Annotated in this window: 27 protein-coding genes; 23 read left to right on the forward strand and 4 right to left on the reverse strand. The window is 61.0% G+C overall.

Translation table 11 applies throughout. The features are described from left to right. The first annotated feature begins 134 nt into the window (after positions 1-134). On the forward strand, positions 135-569 hold the full coding sequence (trxC, locus tag KGB23_RS10825; RefSeq protein WP_046045645.1) for a thioredoxin TrxC: 435 nt from the start codon (positions 135-137) through the stop codon (positions 567-569). A gap of 7 nt (positions 570-576) precedes the next feature. On the opposite strand, the gene KGB23_RS10830 is transcribed toward trxC, so the two are convergent. Next, positions 577-1,347, reverse strand: a complete 771-nt coding sequence (locus tag KGB23_RS10830; protein ID WP_223431087.1) for a ParA family protein — start codon at positions 1,345-1,347, stop codon at positions 577-579. Positions 1,348-1,668: 321 nt separating this feature from the next. On the opposite strand from KGB23_RS10830, the gene KGB23_RS10835 reads away from it, so the two are divergent. From KGB23_RS10835 to KGB23_RS10930, 20 genes are all read left to right on the forward strand, one after another. Then, the gene (locus tag KGB23_RS10835) at positions 1,669-2,394 is read left to right on the forward strand and encodes a beta-ketoacyl synthase chain length factor (protein WP_223431088.1); all 726 of its coding nucleotides are present in this window, start codon (positions 1,669-1,671) and stop codon (positions 2,392-2,394) included. Continuing rightward, entirely contained in the window at positions 2,370-3,179 is an 810-nt protein-coding gene (locus KGB23_RS10840; RefSeq protein ID WP_223431089.1) for a lysophospholipid acyltransferase family protein, read from the forward strand. Before KGB23_RS10835 ends, KGB23_RS10840 begins: the two co-directional genes overlap by 25 nt. Next, positions 3,160-3,420, forward strand: coding sequence for a phosphopantetheine-binding protein (locus tag KGB23_RS10845; protein ID WP_008149626.1), 261 nt, complete (start codon positions 3,160-3,162; stop codon positions 3,418-3,420). The genes KGB23_RS10840 and KGB23_RS10845 overlap by 20 nt, the downstream gene beginning before the upstream one ends. A 9-nt stretch (positions 3,421-3,429) precedes the next feature. Beyond that, a complete protein-coding gene (locus KGB23_RS10850; protein WP_007992314.1) occupies positions 3,430-3,684 on the forward strand; it encodes an acyl carrier protein in 255 nt (84 codons plus the stop codon). Further along, complete coding sequence (locus tag KGB23_RS10855) at positions 3,681-4,226, forward strand: hypothetical protein (protein WP_223431090.1); 546 nt, start codon at positions 3,681-3,683, stop codon at positions 4,224-4,226. Before KGB23_RS10850 ends, KGB23_RS10855 begins: the two co-directional genes overlap by 4 nt. Continuing rightward, the gene (locus KGB23_RS10860; RefSeq protein ID WP_223431091.1) at positions 4,223-5,905 is read left to right on the forward strand and encodes an acyl-CoA synthetase family protein; all 1,683 of its coding nucleotides are present in this window, start codon (positions 4,223-4,225) and stop codon (positions 5,903-5,905) included. Before KGB23_RS10855 ends, KGB23_RS10860 begins: the two co-directional genes overlap by 4 nt. Positions 5,906-6,042: 137 nt before the next feature. After that, the gene (locus KGB23_RS10865; RefSeq protein ID WP_223431092.1) at positions 6,043-6,777 is read left to right on the forward strand and encodes a glycosyltransferase family 2 protein; all 735 of its coding nucleotides are present in this window, start codon (positions 6,043-6,045) and stop codon (positions 6,775-6,777) included. Continuing rightward, entirely contained in the window at positions 6,774-7,715 is a 942-nt protein-coding gene (locus tag KGB23_RS10870; RefSeq protein ID WP_223431093.1) for a glycosyl transferase, read from the forward strand. The genes KGB23_RS10865 and KGB23_RS10870 overlap by 4 nt, the downstream gene beginning before the upstream one ends. Beyond that, the gene (gene hutH, locus KGB23_RS10875; protein ID WP_223431094.1) at positions 7,696-9,240 is read left to right on the forward strand and encodes a histidine ammonia-lyase; all 1,545 of its coding nucleotides are present in this window, start codon (positions 7,696-7,698) and stop codon (positions 9,238-9,240) included. Before KGB23_RS10870 ends, hutH begins: the two co-directional genes overlap by 20 nt. After that, entirely contained in the window at positions 9,233-9,658 is a 426-nt protein-coding gene (locus KGB23_RS10880; RefSeq protein WP_033055401.1) for an acyl-CoA thioesterase, read from the forward strand. The genes hutH and KGB23_RS10880 overlap by 8 nt, the downstream gene beginning before the upstream one ends. Further along, the gene (locus KGB23_RS10885; protein ID WP_223431095.1) at positions 9,655-10,395 is read left to right on the forward strand and encodes an outer membrane lipoprotein carrier protein LolA; all 741 of its coding nucleotides are present in this window, start codon (positions 9,655-9,657) and stop codon (positions 10,393-10,395) included. Before KGB23_RS10880 ends, KGB23_RS10885 begins: the two co-directional genes overlap by 4 nt. Beyond that, positions 10,379-12,718: an MMPL family transporter gene (locus tag KGB23_RS10890; RefSeq protein ID WP_223431096.1), complete on the forward strand. Its 2,340-nt coding sequence runs from the start codon at positions 10,379-10,381 to the stop codon at positions 12,716-12,718. The genes KGB23_RS10885 and KGB23_RS10890 overlap by 17 nt, the downstream gene beginning before the upstream one ends. Continuing rightward, a complete protein-coding gene (locus KGB23_RS10895) occupies positions 12,715-13,875 on the forward strand; it encodes a sodium:proton antiporter (RefSeq protein ID WP_150656711.1) in 1,161 nt (386 codons plus the stop codon). The genes KGB23_RS10890 and KGB23_RS10895 overlap by 4 nt, the downstream gene beginning before the upstream one ends. After that, positions 13,862-15,109, forward strand: a complete 1,248-nt coding sequence (locus KGB23_RS10900) for an NAD(P)/FAD-dependent oxidoreductase (RefSeq protein WP_223431097.1) — start codon at positions 13,862-13,864, stop codon at positions 15,107-15,109. Before KGB23_RS10895 ends, KGB23_RS10900 begins: the two co-directional genes overlap by 14 nt. Continuing rightward, positions 15,106-15,831 (forward strand): class I SAM-dependent methyltransferase, encoded by a 726-nt coding sequence (locus KGB23_RS10905; RefSeq protein WP_223431098.1) that lies wholly within the window; start codon positions 15,106-15,108, stop codon positions 15,829-15,831. Before KGB23_RS10900 ends, KGB23_RS10905 begins: the two co-directional genes overlap by 4 nt. Next, a complete protein-coding gene (locus KGB23_RS10910) occupies positions 15,831-16,313 on the forward strand; it encodes a hypothetical protein (protein WP_223431099.1) in 483 nt (160 codons plus the stop codon). Before KGB23_RS10905 ends, KGB23_RS10910 begins: the two co-directional genes overlap by 1 nt. Beyond that, entirely contained in the window at positions 16,310-17,506 is a 1,197-nt protein-coding gene (locus KGB23_RS10915; RefSeq protein ID WP_223431100.1) for a beta-ketoacyl-[acyl-carrier-protein] synthase family protein, read from the forward strand. Before KGB23_RS10910 ends, KGB23_RS10915 begins: the two co-directional genes overlap by 4 nt. Next, positions 17,503-17,964: a hotdog family protein gene (locus tag KGB23_RS10920; RefSeq protein ID WP_095127485.1), complete on the forward strand. Its 462-nt coding sequence runs from the start codon at positions 17,503-17,505 to the stop codon at positions 17,962-17,964. Before KGB23_RS10915 ends, KGB23_RS10920 begins: the two co-directional genes overlap by 4 nt. Next, positions 17,961-18,689, forward strand: a complete 729-nt coding sequence (gene fabG / locus KGB23_RS10925; protein WP_095127486.1) for a 3-oxoacyl-ACP reductase FabG — start codon at positions 17,961-17,963, stop codon at positions 18,687-18,689. Before KGB23_RS10920 ends, fabG begins: the two co-directional genes overlap by 4 nt. Continuing rightward, a complete protein-coding gene (locus KGB23_RS10930) occupies positions 18,689-19,915 on the forward strand; it encodes a beta-ketoacyl-ACP synthase (RefSeq protein WP_223431101.1) in 1,227 nt (408 codons plus the stop codon). The genes fabG and KGB23_RS10930 overlap by 1 nt, the downstream gene beginning before the upstream one ends. Before the next feature lie 274 nt (positions 19,916-20,189). Here the strand turns inward: KGB23_RS10930 and KGB23_RS10935 are convergent, their stop codons facing one another. Next, positions 20,190-20,456 (reverse strand): DUF6124 family protein, encoded by a 267-nt coding sequence (locus KGB23_RS10935; protein ID WP_223431102.1) that lies wholly within the window; start codon positions 20,454-20,456, stop codon positions 20,190-20,192. A 507-nt stretch (positions 20,457-20,963) separates the two neighbouring features. Then, a complete protein-coding gene (locus tag KGB23_RS10940; protein WP_223431103.1) occupies positions 20,964-21,866 on the reverse strand; it encodes a LysR family transcriptional regulator in 903 nt (300 codons plus the stop codon). A 118-nt stretch (positions 21,867-21,984) separates the two neighbouring features. Here KGB23_RS10940 and KGB23_RS10945 point away from each other — a divergent pair, with 118 nt between their 5' ends. Continuing rightward, entirely contained in the window at positions 21,985-23,259 is a 1,275-nt protein-coding gene (locus KGB23_RS10945) for an MFS transporter (RefSeq protein ID WP_223431104.1), read from the forward strand. A 150-nt stretch (positions 23,260-23,409) separates the two neighbouring features. Here the strand turns inward: KGB23_RS10945 and hemE are convergent, their stop codons facing one another. Further along, complete coding sequence (gene hemE / locus KGB23_RS10950; RefSeq protein ID WP_223431105.1) at positions 23,410-24,477, reverse strand: uroporphyrinogen decarboxylase; 1,068 nt, start codon at positions 24,475-24,477, stop codon at positions 23,410-23,412. Between the two features lie 257 nt (positions 24,478-24,734). On the opposite strand from hemE, the gene KGB23_RS10955 reads away from it, so the two are divergent. Then, positions 24,735-25,889 carry an efflux RND transporter periplasmic adaptor subunit gene (locus KGB23_RS10955; protein WP_223431106.1) on the forward strand — a complete coding sequence of 385 codons (1,155 nt, stop codon included), beginning with the start codon at positions 24,735-24,737 and terminating at the stop codon, positions 25,887-25,889. Positions 25,890-25,896 lie beyond the last annotated feature (7 nt).

The raw sequence follows: 25,896 nt of genomic DNA on the forward strand, positions 1-25,896 counted from the left end.
GTCGCCTATGATCGACAACCTGTAGGTCACCTCTCCAATTGCAGAAGGCTCCTGCCTACATATCTCTGCCTTGATAAACGGGGGCTTTGCCTCCAGATCCATCGCATCGACTGCCAACTTTTGAAGAGCCAACCATGACCGACCCACTCCTCATCCCCTGCCCCCACTGCAACGGCCTCAACCGCATCCCCGCCGAACGCCTCAACGACCATCCAAAATGCGGCCGTTGCAAAGCCGAAGTCCTGCTGAATAAACCCTTCGAACTGAAGCAAAGCGATTACGCCAGCCAGATCAAAGGCGATCTGCCGCTGCTGGTGGACGTTTGGGCGGATTGGTGTGGGCCGTGCAAGTCGTTTGCGCCGGTGTTCGAGCAGGCGGCGGTGCAATTGGCGGGCAAGTGTCGACTGGCCAAGCTGGACAGCGAGGCAAACCAGCAGCTGTCGGCGCAGTTGGGGATCCGTTCGATCCCGAGTCTGATTCTGTTCAAAAACGGCCGGGAAGTGGCGCGTCAGAGCGGCGCCTTCCCGTTACCGCAGTTGATGAGCTGGTTGCGTAGCCAAGGAATCTGAAGAGCAGTCAGGCATTTTCCAGCAGGTTGTGCAGATCGACGAATTGCTGCGTCAGCTTATGACGCGGATCGAGGTGGATCAGCGGCGTGTTGGCCTGGTGGGATTCACGCATGCGTACCGAACTGCCCAAGTACACCGGTAACACCGGCAGGCCTTCGGCGATCAGTTCGTCGAGAATTTGCTGGGGCAGACTGGCGCGGGCCTGGAACTGGTTGACGACAATCCCTTCAACTTCCAGCCCCTCGTTATGGTCATCCTTCAATTCTTCGATTTCCGCCAACAACCCGTAAAGAGCCTGACGCGAGAAGCTGTCGCAATCGAAGGGAATCAGCACACGATCAGCGGCAATCAACGCAGATACCGCGTAGAAATTCAGCGCTGGCGGGGTATCGAGGTAGATCCGGTCGTAATCGCCGTCCAGTTCCTCGAGCAATTTGCGCAGCTTGTTGATCTTGTGTTTAGCCTCAAGCTTGGGCTGCAAGTCAGCCAGCTCGGCAGTGGCAGTGATGACATGGAGGTTGTCGAACGGGGTTTCGTAGATATCGACCTGGTTTTTCTTGGAGAACGGTCCGGAAGACAGGGTCTGTTTGAAAAAGTCGGCAATGCCCATAGGAATGTCATTACCGGTGAGCCCCGTCAGGTACTGAGTGGAGTTGGCCTGGGCATCGAGATCCACCAACAGCGTGCGATAACCCTCGCTGGCGCTGACCGCCGCCAGATTGCAGGCAATGCTGGATTTGCCTACGCCACCTTTCTGATTGAACACCACGCGCCGCATGTCAAAACCTCCGTGTATCAAAGAATGACCGAGTGTAGTAGTCCACGGCGTTGCTTAGCTACCTCGCCGGCAGCGGGACTACACAGTCAGCGGCAATCTCTCAATAAAAAAACAACCAGTACCGACAGACATGTCCACCACGACGTGGATAATGGCCAAGTGACAGCCATGCACGAACCAACCGGTACATTTCATTGAGCAAAATGTAACCATCATTTGCTACACGCCCGCCGCAACGGGATAATGCGCGTCACTCGGCGCTAAGCGCTACGTAAGGTAGTTCGCGTTTTTTTGCGACTCACCGCGTCAAGGGCGGGATGAATGTCTGTGATCAATTTCAACATCGCCCAATGGCGCGCGTGGGCCCCTGGGCTCGAAAGCGTGGACGACTGGCAGGCCTGGAGCCGACAACCGGTCGTGCTTGCGAGCAGCGATGCCGCACCCGACGTCTCGTTTCTGCCGGCCATGCAGCGCCGGCGACTCAGTCGTCTGGCGCGGATGGCGTTCAGTGTCGGCTGGCCCTTGGCCGATGGCCGCCAGGACCTACCGTTGGTCTTTATTTCTCGCCACGGCGAAACCCCGCGCACTTTCGATATTCTCAGCGATCTGGCTACCGATCAGCCGCTGTCGCCGACTCAATTTAGCCTGTCCGTGCACAACGCGATCATTGGCCTATGGTCGATCATGCGCGGCGAAACCAGCGAAATGACGGCCCTCGCTGCAGCCGGCGACGGCCTTGAACACGGCATGCTAGAGGCCGCGGCTTTGCTTTCCGAAGGTGCTCCCGCGGTACTGCTGATCGTCACCGAAGAGCAACCGCCCGAAGCCTACTCGACCTGGATCGACGACGTGCCGTTCCCTTACGCGGTCGGCTTGTTGATCACCCCCGGAAATGACTGGCAGCTGTCCCTGAACAGCGGCTCGGATGAGTTGTCCAAAACCCACTGGCCCCATGCCCTGAACCTATTGAGTACCCTGCTCGGCCAGCAGACCACCTGCCAACATGCCTGGAAAAATCGTGTATGGACCTGGCAACGCAACCTGTAACCGAAAAAAACCGCGACGCCTATTACTGGCGCCTGCTGGCTACCGCCGCAAGCTTCACCCTGTTCGGGTTGGGCGGGCTGTGCCTGCGGCTTGTGGTTTTCCCGCTACTGAACTGCCTGCCCGGTGATGCCCGGACACACCGGCGGCGAGCGCGGCACACCGTCGCTCGCCTGTTCTGGTTTTTTGTGCGGTTCATGGCCCGCACCGGCGTGCTGACTTACGACATCCAGGGCGCCGAAAAACTCGGTCGACCGGGGCAAATGATCATTGCCAATCACCCGTCACTGATTGATGTGGTGTTCCTGATCGGCCTGGTGCGCCACGCCAACTGCGTGGTCAAGAAAAGCCTCTGGGAGAACCCTTTTACCCGCGGCCCGCTACGTTGCATCGAATACATCAGCAATGACGGCAGCATGGAAATGCTCGATGCCGCTGCCGACGCGCTGAAAAGCGGCCAGACCCTGATCATCTTTCCTGAAGGCACCCGCACTCAGCCCGGTCAGGCGCCAGCCTTCCATCGGGGTGCTGCGGCAATCGCTCTGCGGGGTGCGAAAATCCTCACCCCGGTGATCATCAAGGTCAGCCCGACCACGTTGACCAAGGCCGAGCCCTGGTATCGGATCCCCAAACGCCGTGTGCACTTCAGTTTCCGTGTCGGGGCCGATATAGACCCACAAGCCTTCGCCGCGCTGGGCCCTGCTCCTCAGGCCTCGCGCAAGCTCAATGACTATTTGCATCATTACTATATTAAGGAGCTCGCCGAAGATGAGCGATCTACACCGTGAAATCAAAGAACTGATCATCGACGCCCTGGGCCTTGAAGACATCAGCGCACAAGACATCGGCGACGACCAGACGCTGTTCGGCGAAGGCTTGGGCCTGGATTCGGTAGACGCTCTGGAACTCGGCCTGGCCATCCAGAAAAAATACGGCATCAAAATCGACGCCGACGCCAAAGACACCCGCAATCACTTCAGCAACGTGGCGAGCCTTGCGGCGTTCGTCACTGCAAAACAGGCAGCTTGAGACCGGACCATGCAAACTCGTGACGACATCTTCAACACCCTGCGCGATGCTCTGGTCGAACTCTTCGAGCTGGACCCCGAGCGCGTAAGCCTCGAATCCAACCTGTATCAGGACCTGGAAATCGACAGCATTGACGCGGTCGACCTGATCGATCACATCAAACGCCAGACCGGCAAGAAAATCGCTGCCGAAGAGTTCAAATCGGTGCGTACCGTCAGCGACGTGGTCGAGGCGGTCTACCGTCTGGTTCAGCCGGCCGCATGAGCCGACTGATCGGCCTCGGCCTGCTGCTGGCGGGCCTGCTGTACCCCTTCGCGGTGTATTTCGGCATGGAACATTTCGCGCCGTGGCAGTTCGGTCTGCTGCTGGGCAGCCTGTGGCTGGCCCGGGCACTGTTCGGTACGCGCAAGCCCGGCAGTTTGTGGATGGCAATCACTGCGATCACTTTTTGCCTGTTGCTGGCGCTGTTCGACAGCCCGCTGTTGCTGCGCTGGTACCCGGTGCTGATCAGTGCGTTCATGCTCGGGCTGTTTGGCCTGAGCTTGGTCATTGGCCCGCCGATCATCGAACGCCTGGCGCGATTGCGTGAACCGCAACTGCCGGCCAAGGCGATTGTTTATACCCGCCAGGTGACGATCGTCTGGTGCGTGTTTTTCTTCTTTAACGGTTTGCTCGCCGCCGCCCTGACCCTCTGGGCGCCGCTGAGTTGGTGGATGTTGTACACCGGCCTGATTTCCTACGGATTGATGGGCTTGCTGTTTGCCATTGAATGGCTGATACGACAACGGGTACGAGGCCACCCATGAATTGGATAAAACTTGAGCACCTGCTGCTCAAGGCGCAACCGGAACGTGCCGTGACGGCCGAACCGGCACTGAATCACGCACAGCTTTGCGAACAGGCTTTGAGCCTCGCCGCGGGCCTGCAAGCCCAGGGGGCGCGGCGTATTGCCGTGCACCTTGAGGACGCCGCTGACCTGGCGATTGCCCTGCTGGGCGCCTGGCGCGCCGGGGTCAGCGTGCTGCTGCCCGCAGACCTGCAAGCCCAGACTCGCCTGCGCTGGTCGACCGAAGTCGATTTGTGGCTGACCGATCAGGCCGATGACGCACACCTGAGCGATTACCGGCATCCGCCGTTGATGGCGGCCGCACTGGATCTGGATCACTGTTCGCTGAGCCTGTGCACATCCGGCTCCAGTGGCGAGCCCAAGCGCATCGGCAAAACCCTGCGCCAACTGGCCAATGAAGTCGAAGCGCTGGAGCAGCTCTGGGGCGCCGATCTTGGCGCGGCGTGCATCATCGGCAGCGTCGCCACTCAACATATTTACGGATTGTTGTTTCGAGTGCTGTGGCCGATGTGCGCCGGGCGCTCGTTTGTGCGCAAGCAGCTGGCATTCCCTGAAGACCTGCAGCGCGCCAGCCGCGAACACCCGGTGTTCGCCTGGGTCACCAGCCCGGCGCTGCTCAAGCGCATGGGCGACAACCTCGACTGGCCCGCATTAAGTGCGGTCCGCCGAGTATTTTCTTCCGGTGGTGCTTTGCCGGCCGAGGCCGCGCAAAGCCTTCAGCAACGCCTGCAGCAATGGCCGACGGAGATCCTCGGCAGCTCGGAAACCGGCGGCATCGCCTGGCGTCAGGGCCACGCGCTCTGGCAGCCCTTTGCTGATATCGAGTTGAGCCAGGACAGCGACGGTGCACTGCTCATTGCTTCGCCGTACTTGCCTCCCGGGCATATCGAACACACCGCGGATGCCGCGCGAATCGCTGCCGACGGCCGATTCGAACTGCTCGGCCGGCTGGACCGGATCGTCAAACTGGAAGAAAAACGTATCTCTCTACCCATGCTGGAACAAGCCCTAATGGCCCACGACTGGATCGCCGAAGCGCGTCTTGGCGTGGTTCAGGAAAACCGCGCTTCGTTGGGCGCGCTGCTGGTGCTGACCGAGTCAGGCCTGCATGCCTTGCGCAATCAGGGTCGACGCACGCTCACGCAAGAACTGCGTCAGCATTTGAACCAGCATTGCGAAGCGCTGGCGTTGCCACGTCGCTGGCGTCTGCTGCGGCAACTGCCGCTGAACGCTCAGGGCAAACTGCCCCAGGCCACCGTTGAAGCCCTGCTGCTGGCGCCGCGTCCAAAGGCGCCGGAAGTGCTGGATCAAGTCGAAGTCGATGGCGAATGGAGCCTGCAACTGGCGGTACCACCCGACCTCGCTTACTTCAGCGGTCACTTCCCCCAGGCGCCGGTATTGCCCGGCGTGGTGCAAGTGGAGTGGGCGTTGATGCTAGGACAACAATTGATGGACCTGCCGGCAAAATTCGCCGGCATGGAAGTGCTGAAATTCCAGCAACTGGTACGCCCTGGCGATGAAGTCCAGCTGCACCTGCGCTTCGATCCGACGCGCAGCAAGTTGTATTTCACCTATCGCAACGAGACCGCAACCTGCTCCAGTGGGCGGATCTTGCTGGAGGCCTCAAGCGATGAATAATCTGTGGCGAGGGAGCTTGCTCCCGCTGGGTTGCGAAGCGGCCCCAAAGCCATCCGGCGTAGATTTCGTTGCGAACGCTTCGCGCTCGAGCGGGAGCAAGCTCCCTCGCCACAAGGGTTCAGTGGAGGTTTTAGATCGTGCATAACCCCTGCGCAATCGTCCCGGTCTACAACCACGAAACCGCCATCACCACGGTGGTCGATGCAGTACTCGCCAGCGGTCTGCCGTGCATTCTGGTGGACGATGCCAGCAGCCCGGCCTGCGCAAAGGTCCTCGATCAACTGGCCCTGCGCGACAAGGTGTTCCTGATCCGGCTCGGCGCCAACCAGGGCAAGGGTGGCGCGGTCATGACCGGTTTTCGCGAAGCCTCGCGGCTGGGCTTCAGCCATGCCTTGCAGGTGGACGCCGACGGTCAGCATGACCTGCAAGACGTCCGGACTTTCATCGAACTGTCGCGCGCCCATCCCGAGGCGGTGATCTGCGGCTATCCGCGATACGACGCCAGCGTGCCGAAAGGTCGTTTGTATGCCCGCTACCTGACTCACGTCATGGTCTGGATCAACACCCTGTCGTTGCAGATTCGCGATTCCATGTGCGGCTTCCGCGTCTATCCACTGCCACCGACCCTGGCGCTGATCGATTCGGCGAAGATCGGCAAGCGCATGGACTTCGACTCGGACATTCTCGTCCGGCTGGCCTGGCGCAATCTGCCCATGCAATGGCTGCAAACCAATGTCCGTTACCCGCTGGATGGCGTCTCGCATTTCCGCCTGTTCCACGACAACGTGCTGATTACGAGCATGCACACCCGGTTGTTCTTCGGCATGTTGCTGCGGGCGCCAGTGATCCTCTGGCGACGGTGGCGAGCATGAGCGCAGACAAGGAACACTGGGCTGACCGCCAGGAGCGCGGTAGTTTCTGGCTGATGAAGTTCACCGCGTTCTGCGCCAAAGTACTCGGGCGCAGGGTGTTGAGCCCGCTGCTGTACGGCATCGTTCTGTACTTTTTCCTGTTCGGTCGCAGCGCCCGTCACAGCGCCTGGCAATACCAGCAACGGCTCGCTGACTGGAGTGGTCGCAATGAATTGCGCCCGACCCATTGGCGAGTGTTCGGCCAGTTCATGGCCTTCGCCGACTCCATGCTCGACAAGCTCGACGTATGGAACGGCAAGCTGAGCATCGAGCAGATCGAAATCATCGACCCGGCATTGCTGCGCAATCAACTGCGCGGCACCCGCGGGCAGATGCTGGTGGGCGCGCACCTGGGCAATCTCGAGGTGTGCCGCGCGCTGGCGGAGATCGGTGAAAAAGTCACGATGAACGTGCTGGTGCACACCAAGCACGCCGAGCAATTCAACCGCTTGCTGGGTGAAGCCGGCGCGACCAATTTGCGACTGATTCAGGTCAGCGAGCTGGACCCGCTGATCATGCTGCAACTCCATGAACGCCTGGAGCGCGGTGAGTGGCTGGCGATTGCCGGCGATCGCGTACCGCTGCACGGCGGGCGCAGCGTGAGCGTGGATTTCCTCGGCCATCAAGCCGCGTTCCCTCAGGGCCCATGGTTGCTGGCCGGTCTGCTGAAATGCCCGATCAACCTGATGCTGTGCCTGAAGAAACCGACGGGCGACTATCGACTGACCCTCGAACCGTTCGCCGAGGCCGTGGTGTGGAAGCGCAGCGACCGCGAGCAGGTCATTCATCAGTGGGCCTCCCGCTATGCCGAACGCTTGGGTCACTATTGCCTTGAAGCGCCCCAACAATGGTTCAACTTTTACCCTTTCTGGAAGACCGATGACGACGCCAACGCTTGAGCCGGTAACCTTCGGCGAACTCCCTTTGCGCATCGAAGACGTGCTGGCCCTGGCCAACCGTCAGGTGCCGACGCAGTTGCAAAGCGACCCTGCGTACCGTGAGCGTATCGCCAAGGGTGCGCGATTCCTGGACTCCCTGCTGGACAAGGAAGGCGTGATCTACGGCGTGACCACCGGTTACGGCGATTCTTGCGTGGTCGCGGTGCCGCTGCATCACGTCGAGGCGTTGCCCCGTCATCTGTACACGTTCCACGGCTGCGGCCTGGGCAAACTGCTCGACGCACAAGCCACTCGCGCGGTGCTGGCGGCGCGTTTGCAGTCGCTGTGCCACGGCGTGTCCGGGGTGCGTGTGGAACTGCTGGAACGCCTTCAAGCCTTCCTCGAACACGACATTCTGCCGCTGATCCCGGAAGAAGGCTCGGTGGGCGCCAGCGGTGATTTGACGCCGTTGTCCTATGTCGCCGCGACCCTGTCCGGCGAGCGTGAAGTAATGTTCCGGGGTGAGCGCTGGCAAGCGGCCGATGTACATCGCGAACTGGGTTGGGAGCCGCTGGTACTGCGTCCAAAAGAAGCGCTGGCGCTGATGAACGGCACCGCCGTCATGACCGGTCTCGCGTGCCTGGCCTACGCCCGCGCCGATTACCTGCTGCAACTGGCGACGCGCATCACCGCGTTGAACGTGGTCGCCCTGCAAGGCAACCCCGAGCACTTCGACGAGCGCCTGTTCGCCGCCAAACCGCATCCGGGGCAGATGCAAGTCGCCGCGTGGCTGCGCAAGGATCTGGCGATCGACGCGCCGACCGCGCCGCTGCATCGCCTGCAAGACCGCTATTCCCTGCGTTGCGCACCCCATGTCCTCGGCGTGCTGGCCGACAGCCTGAACTGGCTGCGCTCGTTCATCGAGATCGAGCTCAACAGCGCCAACGACAACCCGATTATCGACGCCGAAGCCGAACGCGTGCTGCACGGCGGGCACTTCTATGGTGGCCATATTGCGTTCGCCATGGACAGCCTGAAAAACCTGGTGGCCAACGTCGCCGACCTGCTTGATCGTCAACTCGCCTTGCTGGTGGACGAGCGTTACAACCACGGCTTGCCGAGCAACCTGTCCGGCGCCAGCGCTGACCGCGCGATGCTCAACCATGGCTTCAAAGCCGTGCAGATCGGCACCAGTGCCTGGACCGCCGAAGCGCTGAAAAACACCATGCCGGCCAGCGTCTTCTCGCGCTCCACCGAGTGCCACAACCAGGACAAAGTGAGCATGGGCACCATCGCCGCCCGCGATGCGATCCGCGTGCTGGAACTGACCGAACAGGTTGCCGCTGCCACCCTGCTGGCCGCCAACCAAGGCGTCTGGCTGCGCAGCAAGGCCGAGGATGCGCGCCCGTTGCCGCCGGCCCTCGCGGCCATGCACGAAGAACTGGCGAAAGACTTCCCGCCGGTCATCGAAGACCGCGCGCTGGAAGGCGAGTTGCGCCTGTGCCTGAAGCGAATTGCCGAGCAACACTGGAGGCTGCATGCGTAGCAAGGGAGTGCTTCACACCGATACGGAAATCCTCGTGCCGTTCTTTGATGTCGACACCATGAACGTCGTCTGGCACGGCCATTACATCAAATACCTGGAAGTCGCCCGCTGCGCGCTGCTGGACAAGATCGGCCACAACTACACGGCCATGGTCGAGTCGGGCTACGCGTGGCCGGTGATCGATCTGCAATTGCGTTATGTGCGCGGCGCCGTGTTCGGCCAAAAGCTCAACGTGCGCGCCAATCTGGTGGAGTGGGAGAACCGTCTGAAGATCAGCTACCTGATCAGCGATCTGGAAACCGGCGAACGCTTGACCCGCGCCAGTTCCGTACAGGTCGCCGTCGACATGAGCAGCCGCGAAATGCAGTTGGCCTCACCCAAGGTCTTCACCGACGCTGTTGAAAGGATGCTCGCATGAACCTGCTGAAAACCCTCTGTAGCAGCTGCCGAGCTGGCGAGGCTGCGTTCGGCGGCGAAGCCGTCGCAAAACCTGCACATGTGGTACATCAGAAGAAACCCAGGGCGGCGGCTGCGCACCCGAACGCAGGCTTCGCCAGCTGCTACAGGTTCGTGGTGGCGCTGGTGTTAGCGCTGGGATTTACTTCATTGGCGCAGGCTTTTGATTTGCAGCAGTTGAGTGATCAACTGGCAAAACCTGACGTGATCCACGGCAACTTCATCCAGGAAAAACATCTGCGCGCCCTGCCCCAGCCGCTGACCAGCAAGGGCACTTTCGTCCTCGCTAAAAACCACGGTTTGCTCTGGCTGCTGAAAACCCCGCTGCAACAGGATTACCGCATCAGCGACAAAGGCATTGCCCGGCGAGACGCCAACGGTTGGCAAATGCTGCCGAGCAAGAGTGCCGGCGCTGAGCAGAACCGTTTGTTCCTCGCCGTACTGCAAGGCGACAGCAGCGGGCTGCAACGGGATTTCGAGCTTTCACTGAACGGCGATGCGCAGAACTGGAAACTGACGCTGACCCCGCGCTCCATGCTGCTCAAGCAGGTGTTCACTCAGATCAACATTGCCGGCGGCGAACTGGTGCACAGCATCGAGCTGCTCGAAACCCAGGGCGACAGCACGCTTTTGCGCATGCAGGACAGCACCAGCGCCCAACCGTTGAGCGATGCGGAGCAACATGACTTTGCCGAGTGAACGGAGTCTTCCGCGGCTATTTCTGATCCTGCTGCTGGCGGTGCTCGCGCTCGCCGGTTGGCAATGGCGTGACGGCGCCCCGCTGTCGGCCAACCTGATGGAACTGGTGCCGGGCACGGCGCCGGACGCGCTGGAACTGCGCGCCGAACAACGCATGCAAGAACCGCTGAACCGCGAAATGCTGGTACTGGTCGGCCACACCGATCGCCAGCAAGCCGTCGCGATGGCGCAGAAACTGGGTGAGCAATGGCAGGCCAGCGGCTTGTTCGAAAAGGTCCAGTGGAACCTGCAAGCCGACTTGCCGGCGCTACGCACGCAATTGCTCAATGGCCGACTGGCGATGCTCTCAGCGGCTGACCGGCAGCAACTGATCGAGCATCCCGACGCCTTTATCCAGCAGCGAGTGCAAGCGCTGTTCGATCCCTTCACCGGTTTCAGTCTGGTGTCGAGCCAGGATGACTGGCTGGGCCTGACCGGGCGCATCCAGAACAGCCAGCCGCAGCACGGTTCGGTGCAACTGGACATCGGCAGCGGTGCGCTGGTCGCCGATGCCGACGGCAAGAGTTGGGTGCTGCTGCGCTCGCGCACCACGGGCAACGCCTTTGACATGAACCTGCCGCTGCAAGTGGCCGACCTGCTCCAGCACAGCCGTGAACAAGCCGCCCAGGCAAACGTTCAATTGCTTGCCGCCAGCGGCTTGCTCTATGCGGCCAGTGGGCAAAAACAAGCCACCCGGGAAATGACCTGGGTCGGTGGCGGCGCCACGGCGGGCATTCTATTGCTGTTGCTGCTGGCCTTTCGGCGCTGGCGGGTGTTGCTGGCCTTCGTCCCGGTGCTGGTGGGCATGCTCTTCGGCGCGGTGGCCTGCGTGGCGCTGTTCGGCCATATGCATGTGATGACGCTGGTGCTCGGTTCGAGCCTGATCGGCGTGGCGGTCGATTACCCGCTGCATTACCTGTCCAAGAGCTGGAGCCTGAAACCCTGGCACAGTTGGCCGGCGCTGCGCCTGACGTTGCCGGGCCTGACGCTGAGCCTGATCACCAGTTGCATCGGTTACCTGGCCCTGGCCTGGACACCGTTCCCGGCGTTGACCCAGATTGCCGTGTTCTCTGCCGCCGGTCTGCTCGGCGCCTATTTGTCCGCGGTGTGCCTGCTGCCGGCACTGCTCAAGGGTACAGAACTGCGTCCAGCGCAGTGGCCGCTGCGGGTGTCCGAGTTTTTGCTAGGGCGCCGTGAAGCGTTGCTCAAACTCGCGAGTACGCCGGTGCTACTGGCGCTGCTGATTGCCTTTTGTGTGGGCGGTCTGCTGCAGCTCGACACCAAAAACGACATTCGCCAGTGGGTCGGTGCACCGCAGCAACTGACTGACGAAGCACAAACCATTGCACGCATCACCGGCTATCAACCCACCAGCCAGTTCTTCCTGGTGCGCGCGGCCAATCAGCAGCAATTGCTGGAACGCCAAACTGCGCTGAGCGAGCGGCTGGATCAGTTGGTCAACCTGGAAAAACTCCAGGGTTATCTGTCGCTCAATCAATTGGTCAGCCAACCATCCGAACAGCGGAAAGTGCGTGAAGCGCTGAACAAGTTGCCGCAGTTCTGGCAGCCGCTGCTCGATGTCGGCGTACCGGCCGAGGCGCTGCAAGCAGAGCTAACGAAGTTGCAGGCACTGCCCACCGAAGACATCGACGCGGCGCTGCTCGGTCCGTTGGCGGAACCCTATCGCGCGCTGTGGCTGGGACCGACCGATGACGGCGTAGCGGCGATGGTCAGTCTGCAAGGCCTGAACAACCCTGCTCTGCTGCGCGTCCAGGCGCTGGATTTGCCGGGCGTGGAACTGGTGGATCGCCTCGGTGAGTTGAACAAGGTGTTCGCCGATACCCAGATCAGTGCCGCAGAGTTGAAACTCGCTTCCTGTGTGCTGATCGTGCTGGTGCTGATCCTGCCGTTCGGTTTCGGCGGCGCGCTGCGGATCGTCGCCCTGCCGCTGCTGGCCGCGCTGTGCAGCCTGGCCAGTCTCGGCTGGCTGGGGCAACCGCTGACACTGTTCAGCCTGTTCGGCCTGCTGCTGGTGACGGCCATCAGCGTCGATTACGCGATCCTCATGCGTGAACAGGTCGGCGGCGCTGCCGTGAGCCTGCTGGGCACCTTGCTGGCGGCGCTGACCACCTGGCTGTCGTTCGGTTTGCTGGCGGTGTCCAGCACGCCGGCGGTGAGCAACTTCGGTCTGTCGGTGAGCCTCGGCCTGGCGTTCAGCTTCATCCTTGCGCCGTGGGCCGGACGTCAGGTTCACGCCGCCCCGGTCACGGAGTCAGCCACATGATGATCGCTGTGTTCTGGGTCATGGCCCTGGCGCTATTCGCCGTGGCCACCCGTGTTGGTCGTCACTTCGGTGTAATCCCGATTGTCAGCCAGTTGCTGCTGGCCACCTTCGGCCTGCCGCTGCTGATGTACTTCTGGATCGAACCCCAGTGGCAATTGAGCGGAGCCGCGCTGGTCGCGCCGGCCTGGCTGAAAAACGTCTACAGCCTGAGTTTTGCGTTGTTGTTGGGGCACATTCTCAGTGATGTGATCGACCTGCGACTCGACCGTCAAAGCCTGAAAATCGCCCTGCCGAGTTTCTGCATTCCGTTTGCCTGCGGCCTCGCGACTGCAGTCTGGCTGTTACCGCCGCAACCCTGGATCAGTTCCCTGGCGGTCGGCCTGCTGTTCGCCATCACTGCGATTCCAGTGTTGTATCTGTACCTGCGGCACATCAAATACCCGCCTGCCGCCACCCGGCGACTGGTGCAGACCGCGATCCTCATCGACCTCACCTGCTGGACCCTGTTCGCCATCGCCCAGGGCAGCCTGCACCTGAGCAGCCTCTTGCTGCCGCTGGCTGGCGCCTGCCTGCCGTTGCTGCTGCGTCTGCTCCGACTGCGCCAACCGTTGCTGCACAGCGGTTGCTTCTTCGCACTGCTGGTCGTGGCGGAACACTTCAAGCTCAATGCGCTGATTTTCGGCATCGGTTACCTGCTGTGGATGGCAGCGCTCAAAGTGCCGCTGGTGCTGCCGTTGCCGGTGATCTGGATGAGTCACTTGCAGACGTATATCGCGATCCCGCTGATCCTCACGTTCGGCATCGTGCAAATCAACGTCCACGCGGCCATGGCCAGCCTTGGGTGGGTGCAACTGGCGGCACTGCTGCTGTTCCCGATTGCCAGTAAACTGCTGGGCAACTGGCTGGGCCTCGGTTGGGCCGGCGCCTCGTTTGAAGGCGCCAGTCGCTGGCGGGAAAGTGTCTTGCTGAATATTCGTGGGTTGAGCGAGATCGTCTTTCTCAACCTGCTGCTGCAACAACAACTCATCAGCCCGGCGCTGTACTTCGCGCTGATGGTGATGGGCCTGATCGCGACACTGCTGCCGGCACTCGCCGGTATGCACCGAACCCCTCTGAACATCGCCGTCCCGGCAAGGAGCCCCCGTGCCAACAGTTGAAATGGAACATCGCCAGGTCGTGGTTATCGGTGCAGGTCCATCGGGCGCCATCGCCGCCGCGTTGCTCAAACGCAAAGGTCATGATGTATTGATGATCGAACGTCAGCATTTCCCAAGGTTTTCCATCGGTGAAAGCCTGCTGTCCCACTGCCTGGATTTCGTCGAAGAAGCCGGCATGCTCGAGGCGGTGAACGCCGCCGGGTTCCAGTTGAAAAACGGTGCAGCATTCGCTTGGGGCGAGCAATACAGCGCCTTTGATTTCGGCGAGACGTTCAGCAACGGCAAGCCGACTACCTTCCAGGTGCTGCGTGCCGATTTCGACAAGCTGCTGGCCGATCAGGCCGCGTTGCAAGGCGTCGACGTTCGTTACGGCGAAGCCATCGTCAGCGTCGATTTCAGCCTGCCGAAACCGCAACTCGACGTGCTTCGCGAAGACGGCAGTCAGTACCGTGTCGAAGCCGATTTCGTGCTGGATGCCAGCGGCTACGGCCGTGTGTTGCCGCGCTTGCTCGACCTTGAAGCGCCGTCGGATTTCCCGGTGCGCCAGGCCGTGTTCACTCACGTCGAAGACCACATCGACAGCCCGACCTTCGAGCGGGAAAAAATCCTCATCACCACCCATCCGATCCACCGCGACATCTGGTTCTGGACCATCCCGTTCAGCAACGGCCGTTGCTCGGTGGGCGTGGTCGCGGCAGCCGAACACTTCGAAGGCCGCATGGAGAATCTGGACGAGTGCCTGCGTGGGTTTATCGCTGAAACCCCAAGCCTGGCCGGTGTGCTGAACAACGCCGTGTGGGATACGCCTGCTCGAACCATCGGCGGCTACTCGGCCAACGTCAAAACCCTCCACGGGCCAGGCTTTGCCTTGCTCGGCAACGCAGCGGAATTTCTCGACCCGGTGTTCTCCTCAGGCGTGACCATCGCCATGCGCTCGGCGAGCATGGCCGCCGCAGTTCTGCATCGCCAACTGCAAGGCGAAAATGTCGATTGGCAGACTGAGTTCGCCATCCCGCTCAAGCGCGGCGTCGACACGTTCCGTTGCTACGTCGAAGGCTGGTACGCCGGGACGTTCCAGGATGTGATTTATCATGAGGGCGGCTCGCCCGATATTCGCCGCATGATCAGTTCGATTCTGGCCGGGTATGCCTGGGACGAGCGTAATCCGTTTGTCGCCGAACCCAAGCGCCGCCTGCGGATGCTCTCGGAGCTCTGTGCAAGGGATGTCACATGAGCTACTTGAGCGACACCTACGTCGAAGAAACCCGCTTTGGTTTCTGGTTCCTGCGCAGCCACACCTGGCAGCACCATGTACTGCGAGTGGCAATCACCGATTTGCGTAGCCTGTTCAGCGAAGCATTGCCGAGCAACCCGGTGCTGCTGGATGCCGGTTGCGGCCAGGGCAAGTCGTTCCAGTACCTGCGCCAGACCTTTGCCCCCCAGCGCCTGATCGGTCTGGACGCCGACCCGCACAGCCTGAACCTGGCCGGCGAAGAAGCCATCCGTCAGGGCATGGAGGTGGAGTTGATCGGCAGCGACTGCGCAAGCATCAACGTCCCGGACGCCAGCGTCGATCTGCTGTTCTGTCACCAGACCTTCCATCATCTGGTGCAGCAGGAACAGGCACTGGCCGAGTTCTACCGCGTGCTCAAGCCCGGTGGCTATTTGCTGTTCGCCGAATCCACCGAGGCTTACATTGATACCTGGGTGATCCGCTGGTTGTTCCGCCACCCGATGCACGTGCAAAAGAGCGCCGCCGGGTACCTGGACATGATTCGCCAGCAGGGTTTCGAACTCGGCCCGCAAAACGTGTCTTATCCATACTTGTGGTGGAGCCGCGCCAAGGATTTCGGCCTGTTTGAACGCTTGGGTCTGCGCCGGCCGAAGCCCTTTGGCCAACGGGAAGAAACCCTGGTCAATGTGGTCGCGCGCAAACCCCTTGATAGGTGTGCCTGATGATCCGTTTTCTGCTTTTGGGTTGCGTCCTGTTGCTGAGCGCCTGCGCCAGCCGGGCGCCGCTGCCCGAGCAAACCCCGAACCTGTCGTTGCCGCTGCAATTGCACATCCAGCGCCTGGTGGCCGACCAACGTCAGGACTGGGTGCTGGTGATCCAGCGTGAAGGCCCTGGCATTCGCTGGTCGATGATGGACTTGCTGGGCATTCCACAGGCACGCCAGAAACTGGTCGATGGCGAGTGGCAGGCTGACGGTCTGCTGCCGCCCAATCCGGAAGCGCGAGAGCTGTTCGCCGCGCTGCTGTTTGCGCTGACCCCCAAAGATGAACTGTCGGGCAACTATCCCGCCGCGTGGCAGCATGGCTCGCAACGGTCCTTGCCAGCGCACTGGGAAGTCCGCTACTCACAACCCATGAGCTTTGAATTGAACCTGCCCAAAGGCCCGAAATATCAAGTCACGCCGCTCAGCGGAGACGCGCCATGACGACCTACCTGAATGCCCTCGGGGTGATCTGCGCCCTGGGCCGTGACAAGTCCGAAGTCGCTCGCAACCTGTTTGCCGGAGACTGTTCGGGCATGCGCAATGAGGCCGGCTGGGTGGCGGAACGGTCATTGCCCGTGGCCGCGGTTCAAGGCGAATTGGCGCCGATCCCGGCTGAGCTTGCGCCGCAAGACACCCGTAATAATCAATTGCTGCTGGAAGCCGCGCTGCAAATTCGCGAAGACATCGACCAGGCAATCCAGACCTACGGCCGCGACCGCATCGGTATCGTTCTGGGCACCAGCACCTCGGGCATCGACGAAGCCAGCAGCGGCCTGGCCCATTACATCCGCGAGCATCAGTTCCCGGCCGATTACGACTACCAACAGCAGGAACTCGGCGCGCCGGCGAACTTCCTCGCCGACTGGCTGCAACTGAGCGGCCCGGCCTATGTGATTTCCACGGCCTGCACCTCCAGCGCCCGGGCATTGATGAGTGCTCAGCGACTGTTGGACCTGGGCGTGTGCGACGCGGTGCTGTGCGGCGGTGTCGACAGCCTGTGCAAGCTGACCCTCAATGGGTTCTCGGCGCTGGAAGCGGTGTCCGGACAACGCTGCAACCCATTTTCGGTGAACCGTAACGGCATCAACATTGGCGAAGCAGCGGCGCTGTTTTTGATGAGCAAACGTGTCGGCGACAGCCAACCGCTTGCCCTGCTCGGCAGTGGCGCCAGCTCCGATGCACATCACATTTCCGCACCGGAACCCAGCGGCCGTGGCGCCCTGCAAGCGATGCGCAAAGCCTTGAACCGAGCAGAATTGCAGCCGCAGCAGATCGATTACCTGAACCTGCACGGCACCGCGACCCAACACAACGACGCCATGGAAAGCCTGGCGGTGGCGACGTTGTTCCCGACGGGTGTGCCGTGTTCGTCGACCAAACCCATGACCGGCCACACCCTCGGGGCGGCCGGCGCTCTGGAAGCGGCGTTCTGCTGGTTGAGCCTGAGTGCAGGCAACCACGACCACGCCCTGCCGCCCCACGTCTGGGACGGTCAACCGGACCCCGAATTGCCAGCCCTGAAATGGGTGACCCCGGCCGATCGCCTGACGTCCATTGCACCTCGCTATCTGATGAGCAATTCCTTTGCCTTCGGTGGTAACAACGTCAGCCTGATTATCGGAGACGCCCCATGATTGACTGGCCGATCGCCGAACTGCTGCCGCACGCTGGCGACATGATCTTCATCGAGCAGATCCTGTCGTTCGATGACGAGCAGATTTACACCCGTCTCACGGTCAGACCCGACGGCCTGTTCAACCGCCCGGACGGCAGCCTGCCGGCCTGGGTCGGTATCGAACTGATGGCCCAGAGCGTCGCCGCCTACGCCGGTTGCCATGCGCGCCAGCGAGGCGATGCGGTAGAGCTGGGGTTTCTGCTTGGCACTCGCAAATTCGAATGCAACGTCGAGCACTTCCCCGCCGGCACCGAGCTGACCATCCACGGCATCCGCTCCCTGGAAGACGACAACGGCATGGGCGTGTTCGAATGCCACATCACCGCCCCCGGCATTCATGCCACCGCTCGTCTGAACGTGTTCCGTCCGCCTCAGGCCGCTCAATACCTTCATGAAACCCAAGGAACCCAGCCATGACTGAATCCGTACTGATCACCGGTTCCAGCCGTGGCATCGGCCGTGCTATCGCTTTGCGTCTGGCTCAGGCCGGGCATGACATCGTGCTGCATTGCCGCAGTGGCCTGGCGGACGCTGAAGCCGTGAAGGCCGAAATCGAAGCCTTGGGGCGCAACGTGCGCATCCTGCAATTCGACATTTCCGATCGCGCCAGCTGCAAAGCCATTCTCGAAGCCGACGTGGAAACCCACGGCGCCTATTACGGCGTGGTGCTGAACGCCGGCCTGACACGCGACGGTGCTTTTCCGGCCCTGAGCGAGGATGATTGGGACGTGGTGATGCGCACCAACCTCGACGGTTTCTACAACGTGCTGCACCCGGTGATGATGCCGATGATTCGTCGTCGCGCGGCCGGACGGATTGTTTGCATCACCTCGGTTTCCGGGTTGATCGGCAACCGTGGACAGGTCAACTACAGCGCCTCCAAGGCCGGTTTGATCGGCGCGGCGAAGGCGTTGGCGATCGAGTTGGGCAAGCGCAAAATTACCGTTAACTGTGTCGCACCCGGCTTGATCGACACCGCGATGCTCGATGAAAACGTGCCGGTGGAAGAAATGATGAAAATGATCCCCGCACAACGCATGGGCACCCCGGAAGAGGTGGCCAGCGCGGTGAATTTCCTGATGTCGGCGGAAGCGTCGTACATCACCCGGCAGGTTCTGGCCGTCAACGGAGGCCTGTGCTGATGAAGCGCGTCGTCGTCACCGGCATGGCCGGCATCACCTCACTGGGCAGTGATTGGGACACCATCGCCGCTAACTTCGCGGCCAACCGCAGCGGTATCCGCCGGATGGACGAGTGGGATCGCTTCACCGAACTCAGCACGCGCCTCGCGGGGCCAATCGACGACTTCAAGGTCCCGAGCCACTGGACCCGCAAGCAATTGCGCAGCATGGGCCGGGTCTCGCGCCTGGCGGTCGGCGCGGCAGAACAGGCATTGGCCGATGCCGGGCTGTTGGGTGACGAATCGATCAAGGACGGGCGCATGGGCGTTTCCTGCGGCTCATCCACCGGCAGCACCGACGAGATCAAGGCGTTCGGCAACATGCTGCTCAACTCGGTGGCCGAGGGCCTGAACGCCAACTCCTATGTACGCATGATGCCGCACACCACGGCGGCGAATATCAGCATCTTCTTCGGCCTGACCGGTCGGCTGATCCCGACCTCCAGCGCTTGCACCAGCGGCAGTCAGGGCATCGGTTATGCCTACGAATCGGTCAAGTTTGGTCGCCTGCCATTGATGCTCGCCGGCGGCGCTGAAGAGCTGTGCCCGACCGAAGCCATGGTCTTCGACGCGCTCTACGCCACCAGCCTGAAAAACGATGCGCCGCAGACTTCCCCACGCCCTTATGACAGCGGCCGCGATGGCCTGGTGATCGGTGAAGGCAGTGGCATGCTGGTGCTCGAAGAACTCGAACACGCATTGGCTCGCGGTGCGCACATCCACGCCGAACTCGTCGGTTTCGGCAGCAACGCCGACGGCCAGCACGCCACCCGCCCAGAGCAGGTCACCATGCGCCGGGCCATGGAACTGGCGCTGGAAGACGCCGGGTTACAGCCTTCTGACATCGGCTACGTGAATGGTCACGGCACCGCGACTGAACAGGGCGACATTGCCGAAACGCTGGCAACGAGCGCGTTGTTCGGCGAGCACATGCCGATCAGCTCGCAAAAGAGTTTCCTCGGTCACACCCTTGGAGCCTGCGGCGCGCTGGAATCCTGGTTCAGCATCGAAATGATGAACCGCGACCTGTACGTCCACACCCTCAACCTCGACGACGTCGACCCAAACTGCGGCAAGCTCGATTACCTGCGCGGCGAGTTCCGACAGATGAGCAACCAGTACGTGATGAACAACAACTTTGCCTTTGGTGGGGTTAATACTTCGCTGATTTTTAAGCGCTGGTCGTAACGAGCCAATGCCCGGCAGATAAAGAAACGCTGCGAGCAATGAGTAACCTGTGGCGAGGGAGCTTGCTCCCGCTGGACTGCGTAGCAGTCCTTTCTTTTGGGGCCGCTTCGCGACCCAGCGGGAGCAAGCTCCCTCGCCACAATAGCGCCGTCTCAAACAGGTCGGTTCGACATAACCCCGGCCCTGTCTGGCTCTGCGATGGCTGGTTGCCCAGGATCCACAGAGTCTCACAAGCCCCTTTCGGGAAAGCAGGCAGTGTTAGCCCCCTGGCGCACTAGGATGGATCGAGGTTATCCAACACCCGGTTCACCGCCAATTCTCCCAGCATGATCGACTGTTGAATCCCCAGCAGTGTGTTGCTTTGCGATCCTTGCAGAGACCTCGCGAAATCGCTCGCCATGACGTTCGCTGATGCCAGGGATTCACAGGCGTATTCCAGCAAAGTTTGGTTGTTGATATCGGGGGCGATGAGGAAGATTTTGCTTGGTTGGCGTGGAGCATCCGGATCAGTGTCCGGTAGGTTTGTCGTTGTATTCGTCATGTTTCGGCTACCTACAAAGTGGAGCCACCGAGTCGCTACTAATCAAAAGGGTGGCAGCCGTACGCAGGTTAGTAGACCGGGAAACACGAACCGGCGCGCCCGAGAGCGCCCTACGCACAGCGACCATCAAAGTGCAGGCATGAAATTACCTGACTGTCCGGCATGCAAATGCGCATCGTGTAAACACGGGCTACTAAACCCGATCACTGGAAATCAGTGATGCGAATAAAGTTACCGATGGCCCCCAAAGCGCACAAGCCGGCGGATTCTGGAGTAGTTGTAGGCAATGCCGCAAGGTGCTGTGGCCTGTTCAAGGTAGTTCGGAAATGTCCTACATCCTTCAGCGAAGCGTCCGCTATGGCATAGGCAACTGCACCTTTTTTGGTGAACTCGCGGACGCTTTCGCGAGCAGGCTCGCTCCCACAAGGATTTGCGGCGTGAACCGATTTTTGTTCCACCTCCCATCCACTGTGGGAGCGAGCCTGCTCGCGATTGACTGCGAAGCAGTCACGACTTCAACGGCTCAACCTTACGCGTCAACAACTCAACAAACGCCTTGGCCATCGGCGACTTCTGATCCTTGCGCTGCACCAGCCACACCGCCGACACCGCCTCTGGATCGAGCAGAGGCCGATAGACCACGCCATCGATGCGCATCCGCTGATAAGACGCTGGCAGCACCGAAACACCCAACCCCGCAGCCACCAGACCAATGATTGTCATCGCCTCACCCGCCTCCTGAGCAAAGTGCGGACTGAAACCGGCATCCCGCGCCAGGCTGAGCAATTGTGCGTACAGACCACTGCCATAGCTGCGTGGGAAAAATACGAAGGGCTCGAGGGCCAGAGCCGACAGAAACAAACCTTCTTCACTATCGGCCACTAAAGGATGCTTGGAGCTGAGCACCGCCACCAGCGGCTCACGCATCAACTCCACCACGCTGAGCGAGTCCGGCAACCCAAGCGGCCGCATGATCCCGACTTCAATCGACTCATCCACCAACGCGTCGGCGACCTGGGTGCTGCTCATCTCCCGCAGGTTCAGGTGCACCGCCGGAAATCGCTGGCGAAACGAAAAAATCGCCTGAGGAATGGTCGAGTTGAACGGTGCCGACGAGGTGAAGCCAATCTTCAGTTCACCCAACTCACCCAGCTGCGCCCGCCGTGCAACATCCGCCGCCTTGTCGACCTGTGCCAGCACCAACCGCGCCTCTTCCAGAAACAGCCGGCCGGCTTCACTCAGTTCGACCCGACGATTGGTGCGCTCGAACAACCGCGCGCCCACCTCCTGCTCCAGCGCCTGAATCTGCTGACTCAGCGGCGGTTGCGAGATGCCCAGCACCTGGGCGGCACGGCCGAAGTGCAGTTCTTCGGCAACAGCAATGAAGTAGCGCAGGTGACGCAATTCCATGAAAACTCCATTAGGTCGTTAAACCTATCAAACAGGTCGAACAATATATTGGATTGAATCATTAGGCAGCTATATGCTTTTTTCATTGCCTGACCGGCTGCGTCCTCCGAGGTCCGAAGTGAAAACTGCTGTCGCTCCACTTGCCCATGAAGTTCCGCCCGCTGCACTGGACGATGTTGTCTCTGAACTGAAAGAGATCTATATCGAAAAGGGCACGCCTATGTTTATGCGCACGGTGCTGGCGCTGTTCTCCGGCGGCTTCGCGACCTTCGCTTTGCTGTATTGCGTGCAGCCGATGATGCCGCTGCTGTCCCACGAGTACTCCATCAATGCGGCGCAGAGCAGCCTGATCCTGTCGGTCGCCACCGGCATGCTCGCCATCGGCCTGCTGATCACCGGCCCGATCTCTGATCGCATCGGGCGCAAACCGGTGATGGTCGCCGCGCTGTTCGCCGCCGCGCTCTGCACAATCGCCAGTTCAATGATGCCGAGCTGGCACGGCGTGCTGGTGATGCGGGCGCTGATAGGGTTGTCATTAAGCGGTCTGGCAGCAGTCGCCATGACTTACCTGAGCGAAGAAATTCACCCGCAGCACATCGGTCTGGCCATGGGTTTGTACATCGGCGGCAACGCGATTGGCGGGATGTGCGGACGCTTGATTACTGGTGTGTTGATCGATTTCGTCAGCTGGCACACGGCGATGTTGGTGATCGGCGGCCTGGCCATGATCGCAGCGGCGGTGTTCTGGAAAATCCTTCCCGAGTCGCGCAACTTCCGCGCCCGCTCTTTGCACCCGCGCAGCTTGATTGACGGCTTCACCATGCACTTTCGCGACGCCGGTTTGCCGCTGTTGTTCCTTGAAGCCTTTGTGCTGATGGGTGCGTTCGTCACCCTCTTCAACTACATCGGCTATCGCCTGCTGGCAGAGCCTTATCACATGGAACAGGCCTTCGTCGGGCTGCTCTCGGTGGTGTATCTGTCGGGGATCTACAGCTCGGCGAAGATCGGTTCGTTGGCCGACCAGCTCGGCCGTCGCAAAGTGCTGTGGGCGACCATCGTGCTGATGATCGCCGGCCTCGCCCTGACCATGCTCACGCCGCTGCCGGTGGTGATCATCGGGATGCTGATCTTTACCTTCGGCTTCTTCGGCGCCCATTCGGTGGCGAGTAGCTGGATTGGGCGTCGTGCGATCAAGGCCAAGGGGCAAGCGTCGTCGCTTTATCTGTTCAGCTATTACGCCGGGTCGAGCATTGCGGGTACGGCGGGCGGGATTTTCTGGCACTTGGGCGGGTGGAACGGAATCGGGTTGTTCATTGGCGGGCTGCTGGTGATTGCGCTGCTGGTGGCGTTGAAACTGGCGAAGTTGCCACCGCTCGGCGGTGTAAAGGCTTAAACACAAATATCCAGTCATCCATAAACAACTGTGGGAGCGAGCCTGCTCGCGATGGCGGCATAACAGCCAACTTAGATGTTGAATGTTATGGCCTCATCGCGAGCAGGCTCGCTCCCACAGAAAAGCAGGGTGTTTGTTAACCCGTCACGATCACTCGTGATACTGCGCTGACAGTTCATGCACCGCGCGCAGGAAGGCGCCAGCGTGTTCCGGGTCGACTTCAGGCGTGATGCCGTGGCCGAGGTTGAACACGTGGCCGCTGCCCTTGCCGTAGCTGGCGAGAATGCGACCGACTTCGGTGCGAATGGCTTCAGGTTTTGCGTACAGCACGGTCGGGTCCATGTTGCCTTGCAGGGCGACTTTGCTGCCGACACGTTGGCGGGCTTCGCCAATGTCGCAGGTCCAGTCCAGGCCCAACGCGTCAGCGCCCGCATCAGCAATGCTTTCGAGCCACAGACCGCCATTCTTGGTGAACAGGATGACCGGCACTTTGCGACCTTCGTGTTCACGGATCAGGCCGCTGACGATTTTGCGCATGTAAGCCAGGGAGAACTCCTGGTACGCCGCCGCCGAAAGGCTGCCGCCCCAACTATCGAAGATCTGCACCGCTTGCGCCCCGGCCATGATCTGGCCGTTGAGGTAGCTGGTGACCGTCTGCGCGAGCTTGTCCAGCAGCAGGTGCAAGGCTTGCGGGTTGTCGTAGAGCATGGTTTTGGTCTTGCGGTAGTCTTTCGACGAGCCGCCTTCGACCATGTAGGTGGCCAGTGTCCACGGGCTGCCGGCGAAGCCGATCAGCGGCACGCGGCCGTTCAGTTCGCAGCGGATGGTGCTGACCGCGTCCATGACGTAGCCGAGGTCTTTGTGCGGATCAGGAATCGGCAGCGCTTCGATGTCAGCCAGGGTGCTGACGACTTTCTTGAAGCGCGGACCTTCACCGGTTTCGAAGTACAGGCCTTGGCCCATGGCATCGGGGATGGTCAGAATGTCGGAGAACAGGATCGCCGCGTCCAGTTGTGGGTAGCGGTCGAGCGGCTGCATCGTGACTTCGCAAGCGAACTCCGGGTTCATGCACAGGCTCATGAAGTCGCCGGCCTTGGCACGGCTGGCGCGGTATTCCGGCAGGTAGCGACCGGCCTGACGCATCATCCAGACAGGCGTGACGTCTACGGGTTGCTTGAGCAGGGCGCGAAGGAAACGGTCGTTCTTCAGGGCAGTCATGTCGGCATCCGGAAAAAAAGTGCGGGCATTTTCTCAGAGCTCGACGCAAAAGGCACGGTTGCAGGTCAGCCTTTTGTCTATCGGGTCAATTTGTCGCGCCAGTCAAACGGGGCGCCACGCCCCCTGAACACTTGCCGGAGGCGCAAACAGGCGTGTTCGTGAGGGCTCGTCACATCTACTCGCACTCTTCCAAGACCCGCTTAACAGCGAATTAACCGTCCCTTCCTAGCATCCGCGCCTCTTATGGAGGGGTGTCGATGTATAGAAAACTGCATTTCGCGTCAGGTTCATTGGTACTGGCCATTATTGTCAGCGGCTGTACACAGGCATCCGACACGCCGGAATCCGCCCCTGTAAAGGTCAGCATCGAAACCCTGGAAGCCAGGCCCCTTTCCGTCACCAGCGAATTGAGTGGCCGGGTTGCGGCACCACGCATTGCCCAGGTACGCGCCAGAGTGGCTGGGGTGGTGCACAAAAGTGTGTTCGAGCAAGGCAGTGAAGTGAAACAGGGTGACGTTCTGTTTTACATCGACCCTGCGCCCCTTCAAGCCGATCTGGACAGTGCCGTGGCCGGACTGAAAAGAGCGCAGGCCGATGCGACGCGCGCGCGCCTGCAAGAACAGCGCTACCGCCGATTGATCTCGGGCAATGCGATCAGCGCCCAGGAATATGACAATACGCGCGCGGCGGCTCAGCAGGCCGAGGCTGACGTCGCGGCCAACCAGGCGATGGTGCAACGTGCGCGTCTGAATTTGAGTTATTCCACTGTTACCGCGCCCATCTCCGGGCGCATCGGTCGCGCATTGGTGACCGAAGGCGCTCTGGTCGGGCAGAACGAATCGACACCGCTGGCGCTAATTCAGCAACTGGACCCGATTCACGTCGACCTGACTCAATCGACCCGTGAGCTCAACGAACTACGCCGCTCTTTGCGCTCCGGCCAGTTGCAACAGCTTGGTCAGGACCAGGCCAAAGCCACGCTGATTCAGGACGATGGCAGCCTCTATTCGTTGCCCGGCAAGCTGCTTTTCAGCGACATCACCGTCGACCCCGGCACTGGCCAGATCATCCTGCGCAGCGAGTTTCCCAATCCGGATCTCGACTTGCTGCCCGGCAGCTTCGTGCGGGTGCGGCTGGAGCAGGCCATCGATCAACGCGGTATCAGCGTCCCGCAGCGCGCCATCGTGCGCAACAGCGCGGGATTGCCCCAAGTACTGCTGGTCGATGACGAACTGCGCGTGAGCCTGAAAACGGTGCAACTGGGCGCGGTGAATCAGCATCGATGGGTGGTCACTGATGGCCTCAAATCGGGTGATCGCATCGTCGTCGAAGGTCTGCAACATGCTCGTCCCGGCGAAAAAGTCGAGATCGACAATTCCCCTCTTCCCCTTGCCCAGGCGACTGGTCAGTAAGCAGGAC

The organism is Pseudomonas sp. GL-B-26 (assembly GCF_019947405.1).
Lineage (GTDB): Bacteria > Pseudomonadota > Gammaproteobacteria > Pseudomonadales > Pseudomonadaceae > Aquipseudomonas.

Bases quoted from the DNA above. Each gene is read 5' to 3' on its own strand.
- trxC (WP_046045645.1), top strand. From the start codon at position 135: ATGACCGACCCACTCCTCATCCCCTGCCCCCACTGCAACGGCCTCAAC.
- KGB23_RS10830 (WP_223431087.1), bottom strand. From the start codon at position 1,347: ATGCGGCGCGTGGTGTTCAATCAGAAAGGTGGCGTAGGCAAATCCAGC.
- KGB23_RS10835 (WP_223431088.1), top strand. From the start codon at position 1,669: ATGTCTGTGATCAATTTCAACATCGCCCAATGGCGCGCGTGGGCCCCT.
- KGB23_RS10840 (WP_223431089.1), top strand. From the start codon at position 2,370: ATGGACCTGGCAACGCAACCTGTAACCGAAAAAAACCGCGACGCCTAT.
- KGB23_RS10845 (WP_008149626.1), top strand. From the start codon at position 3,160: ATGAGCGATCTACACCGTGAAATCAAAGAACTGATCATCGACGCCCTG.
- KGB23_RS10850 (WP_007992314.1), top strand. From the start codon at position 3,430: ATGCAAACTCGTGACGACATCTTCAACACCCTGCGCGATGCTCTGGTC.
- KGB23_RS10855 (WP_223431090.1), top strand. From the start codon at position 3,681: ATGAGCCGACTGATCGGCCTCGGCCTGCTGCTGGCGGGCCTGCTGTAC.
- KGB23_RS10860 (WP_223431091.1), top strand. From the start codon at position 4,223: ATGAATTGGATAAAACTTGAGCACCTGCTGCTCAAGGCGCAACCGGAA.
- KGB23_RS10870 (WP_223431093.1), top strand. From the start codon at position 6,774: ATGAGCGCAGACAAGGAACACTGGGCTGACCGCCAGGAGCGCGGTAGT.
- hutH (WP_223431094.1), top strand. From the start codon at position 7,696: ATGACGACGCCAACGCTTGAGCCGGTAACCTTCGGCGAACTCCCTTTG.
- KGB23_RS10880 (WP_033055401.1), top strand. From the start codon at position 9,233: ATGCGTAGCAAGGGAGTGCTTCACACCGATACGGAAATCCTCGTGCCG.
- KGB23_RS10885 (WP_223431095.1), top strand. From the start codon at position 9,655: ATGAACCTGCTGAAAACCCTCTGTAGCAGCTGCCGAGCTGGCGAGGCT.
- KGB23_RS10890 (WP_223431096.1), top strand. From the start codon at position 10,379: ATGACTTTGCCGAGTGAACGGAGTCTTCCGCGGCTATTTCTGATCCTG.
- KGB23_RS10895 (WP_150656711.1), top strand. From the start codon at position 12,715: ATGATGATCGCTGTGTTCTGGGTCATGGCCCTGGCGCTATTCGCCGTG.
- KGB23_RS10905 (WP_223431098.1), top strand. From the start codon at position 15,106: ATGAGCTACTTGAGCGACACCTACGTCGAAGAAACCCGCTTTGGTTTC.
- KGB23_RS10910 (WP_223431099.1), top strand. From the start codon at position 15,831: ATGATCCGTTTTCTGCTTTTGGGTTGCGTCCTGTTGCTGAGCGCCTGC.
- KGB23_RS10915 (WP_223431100.1), top strand. From the start codon at position 16,310: ATGACGACCTACCTGAATGCCCTCGGGGTGATCTGCGCCCTGGGCCGT.
- KGB23_RS10920 (WP_095127485.1), top strand. From the start codon at position 17,503: ATGATTGACTGGCCGATCGCCGAACTGCTGCCGCACGCTGGCGACATG.
- fabG (WP_095127486.1), top strand. From the start codon at position 17,961: ATGACTGAATCCGTACTGATCACCGGTTCCAGCCGTGGCATCGGCCGT.
- KGB23_RS10930 (WP_223431101.1), top strand. From the start codon at position 18,689: ATGAAGCGCGTCGTCGTCACCGGCATGGCCGGCATCACCTCACTGGGC.
- KGB23_RS10935 (WP_223431102.1), bottom strand. From the start codon at position 20,456: ATGACGAATACAACGACAAACCTACCGGACACTGATCCGGATGCTCCA.
- KGB23_RS10940 (WP_223431103.1), bottom strand. From the start codon at position 21,866: ATGGAATTGCGTCACCTGCGCTACTTCATTGCTGTTGCCGAAGAACTG.
- hemE (WP_223431105.1), bottom strand. From the start codon at position 24,477: ATGACTGCCCTGAAGAACGACCGTTTCCTTCGCGCCCTGCTCAAGCAA.
- KGB23_RS10955 (WP_223431106.1), top strand. From the start codon at position 24,735: ATGTATAGAAAACTGCATTTCGCGTCAGGTTCATTGGTACTGGCCATT.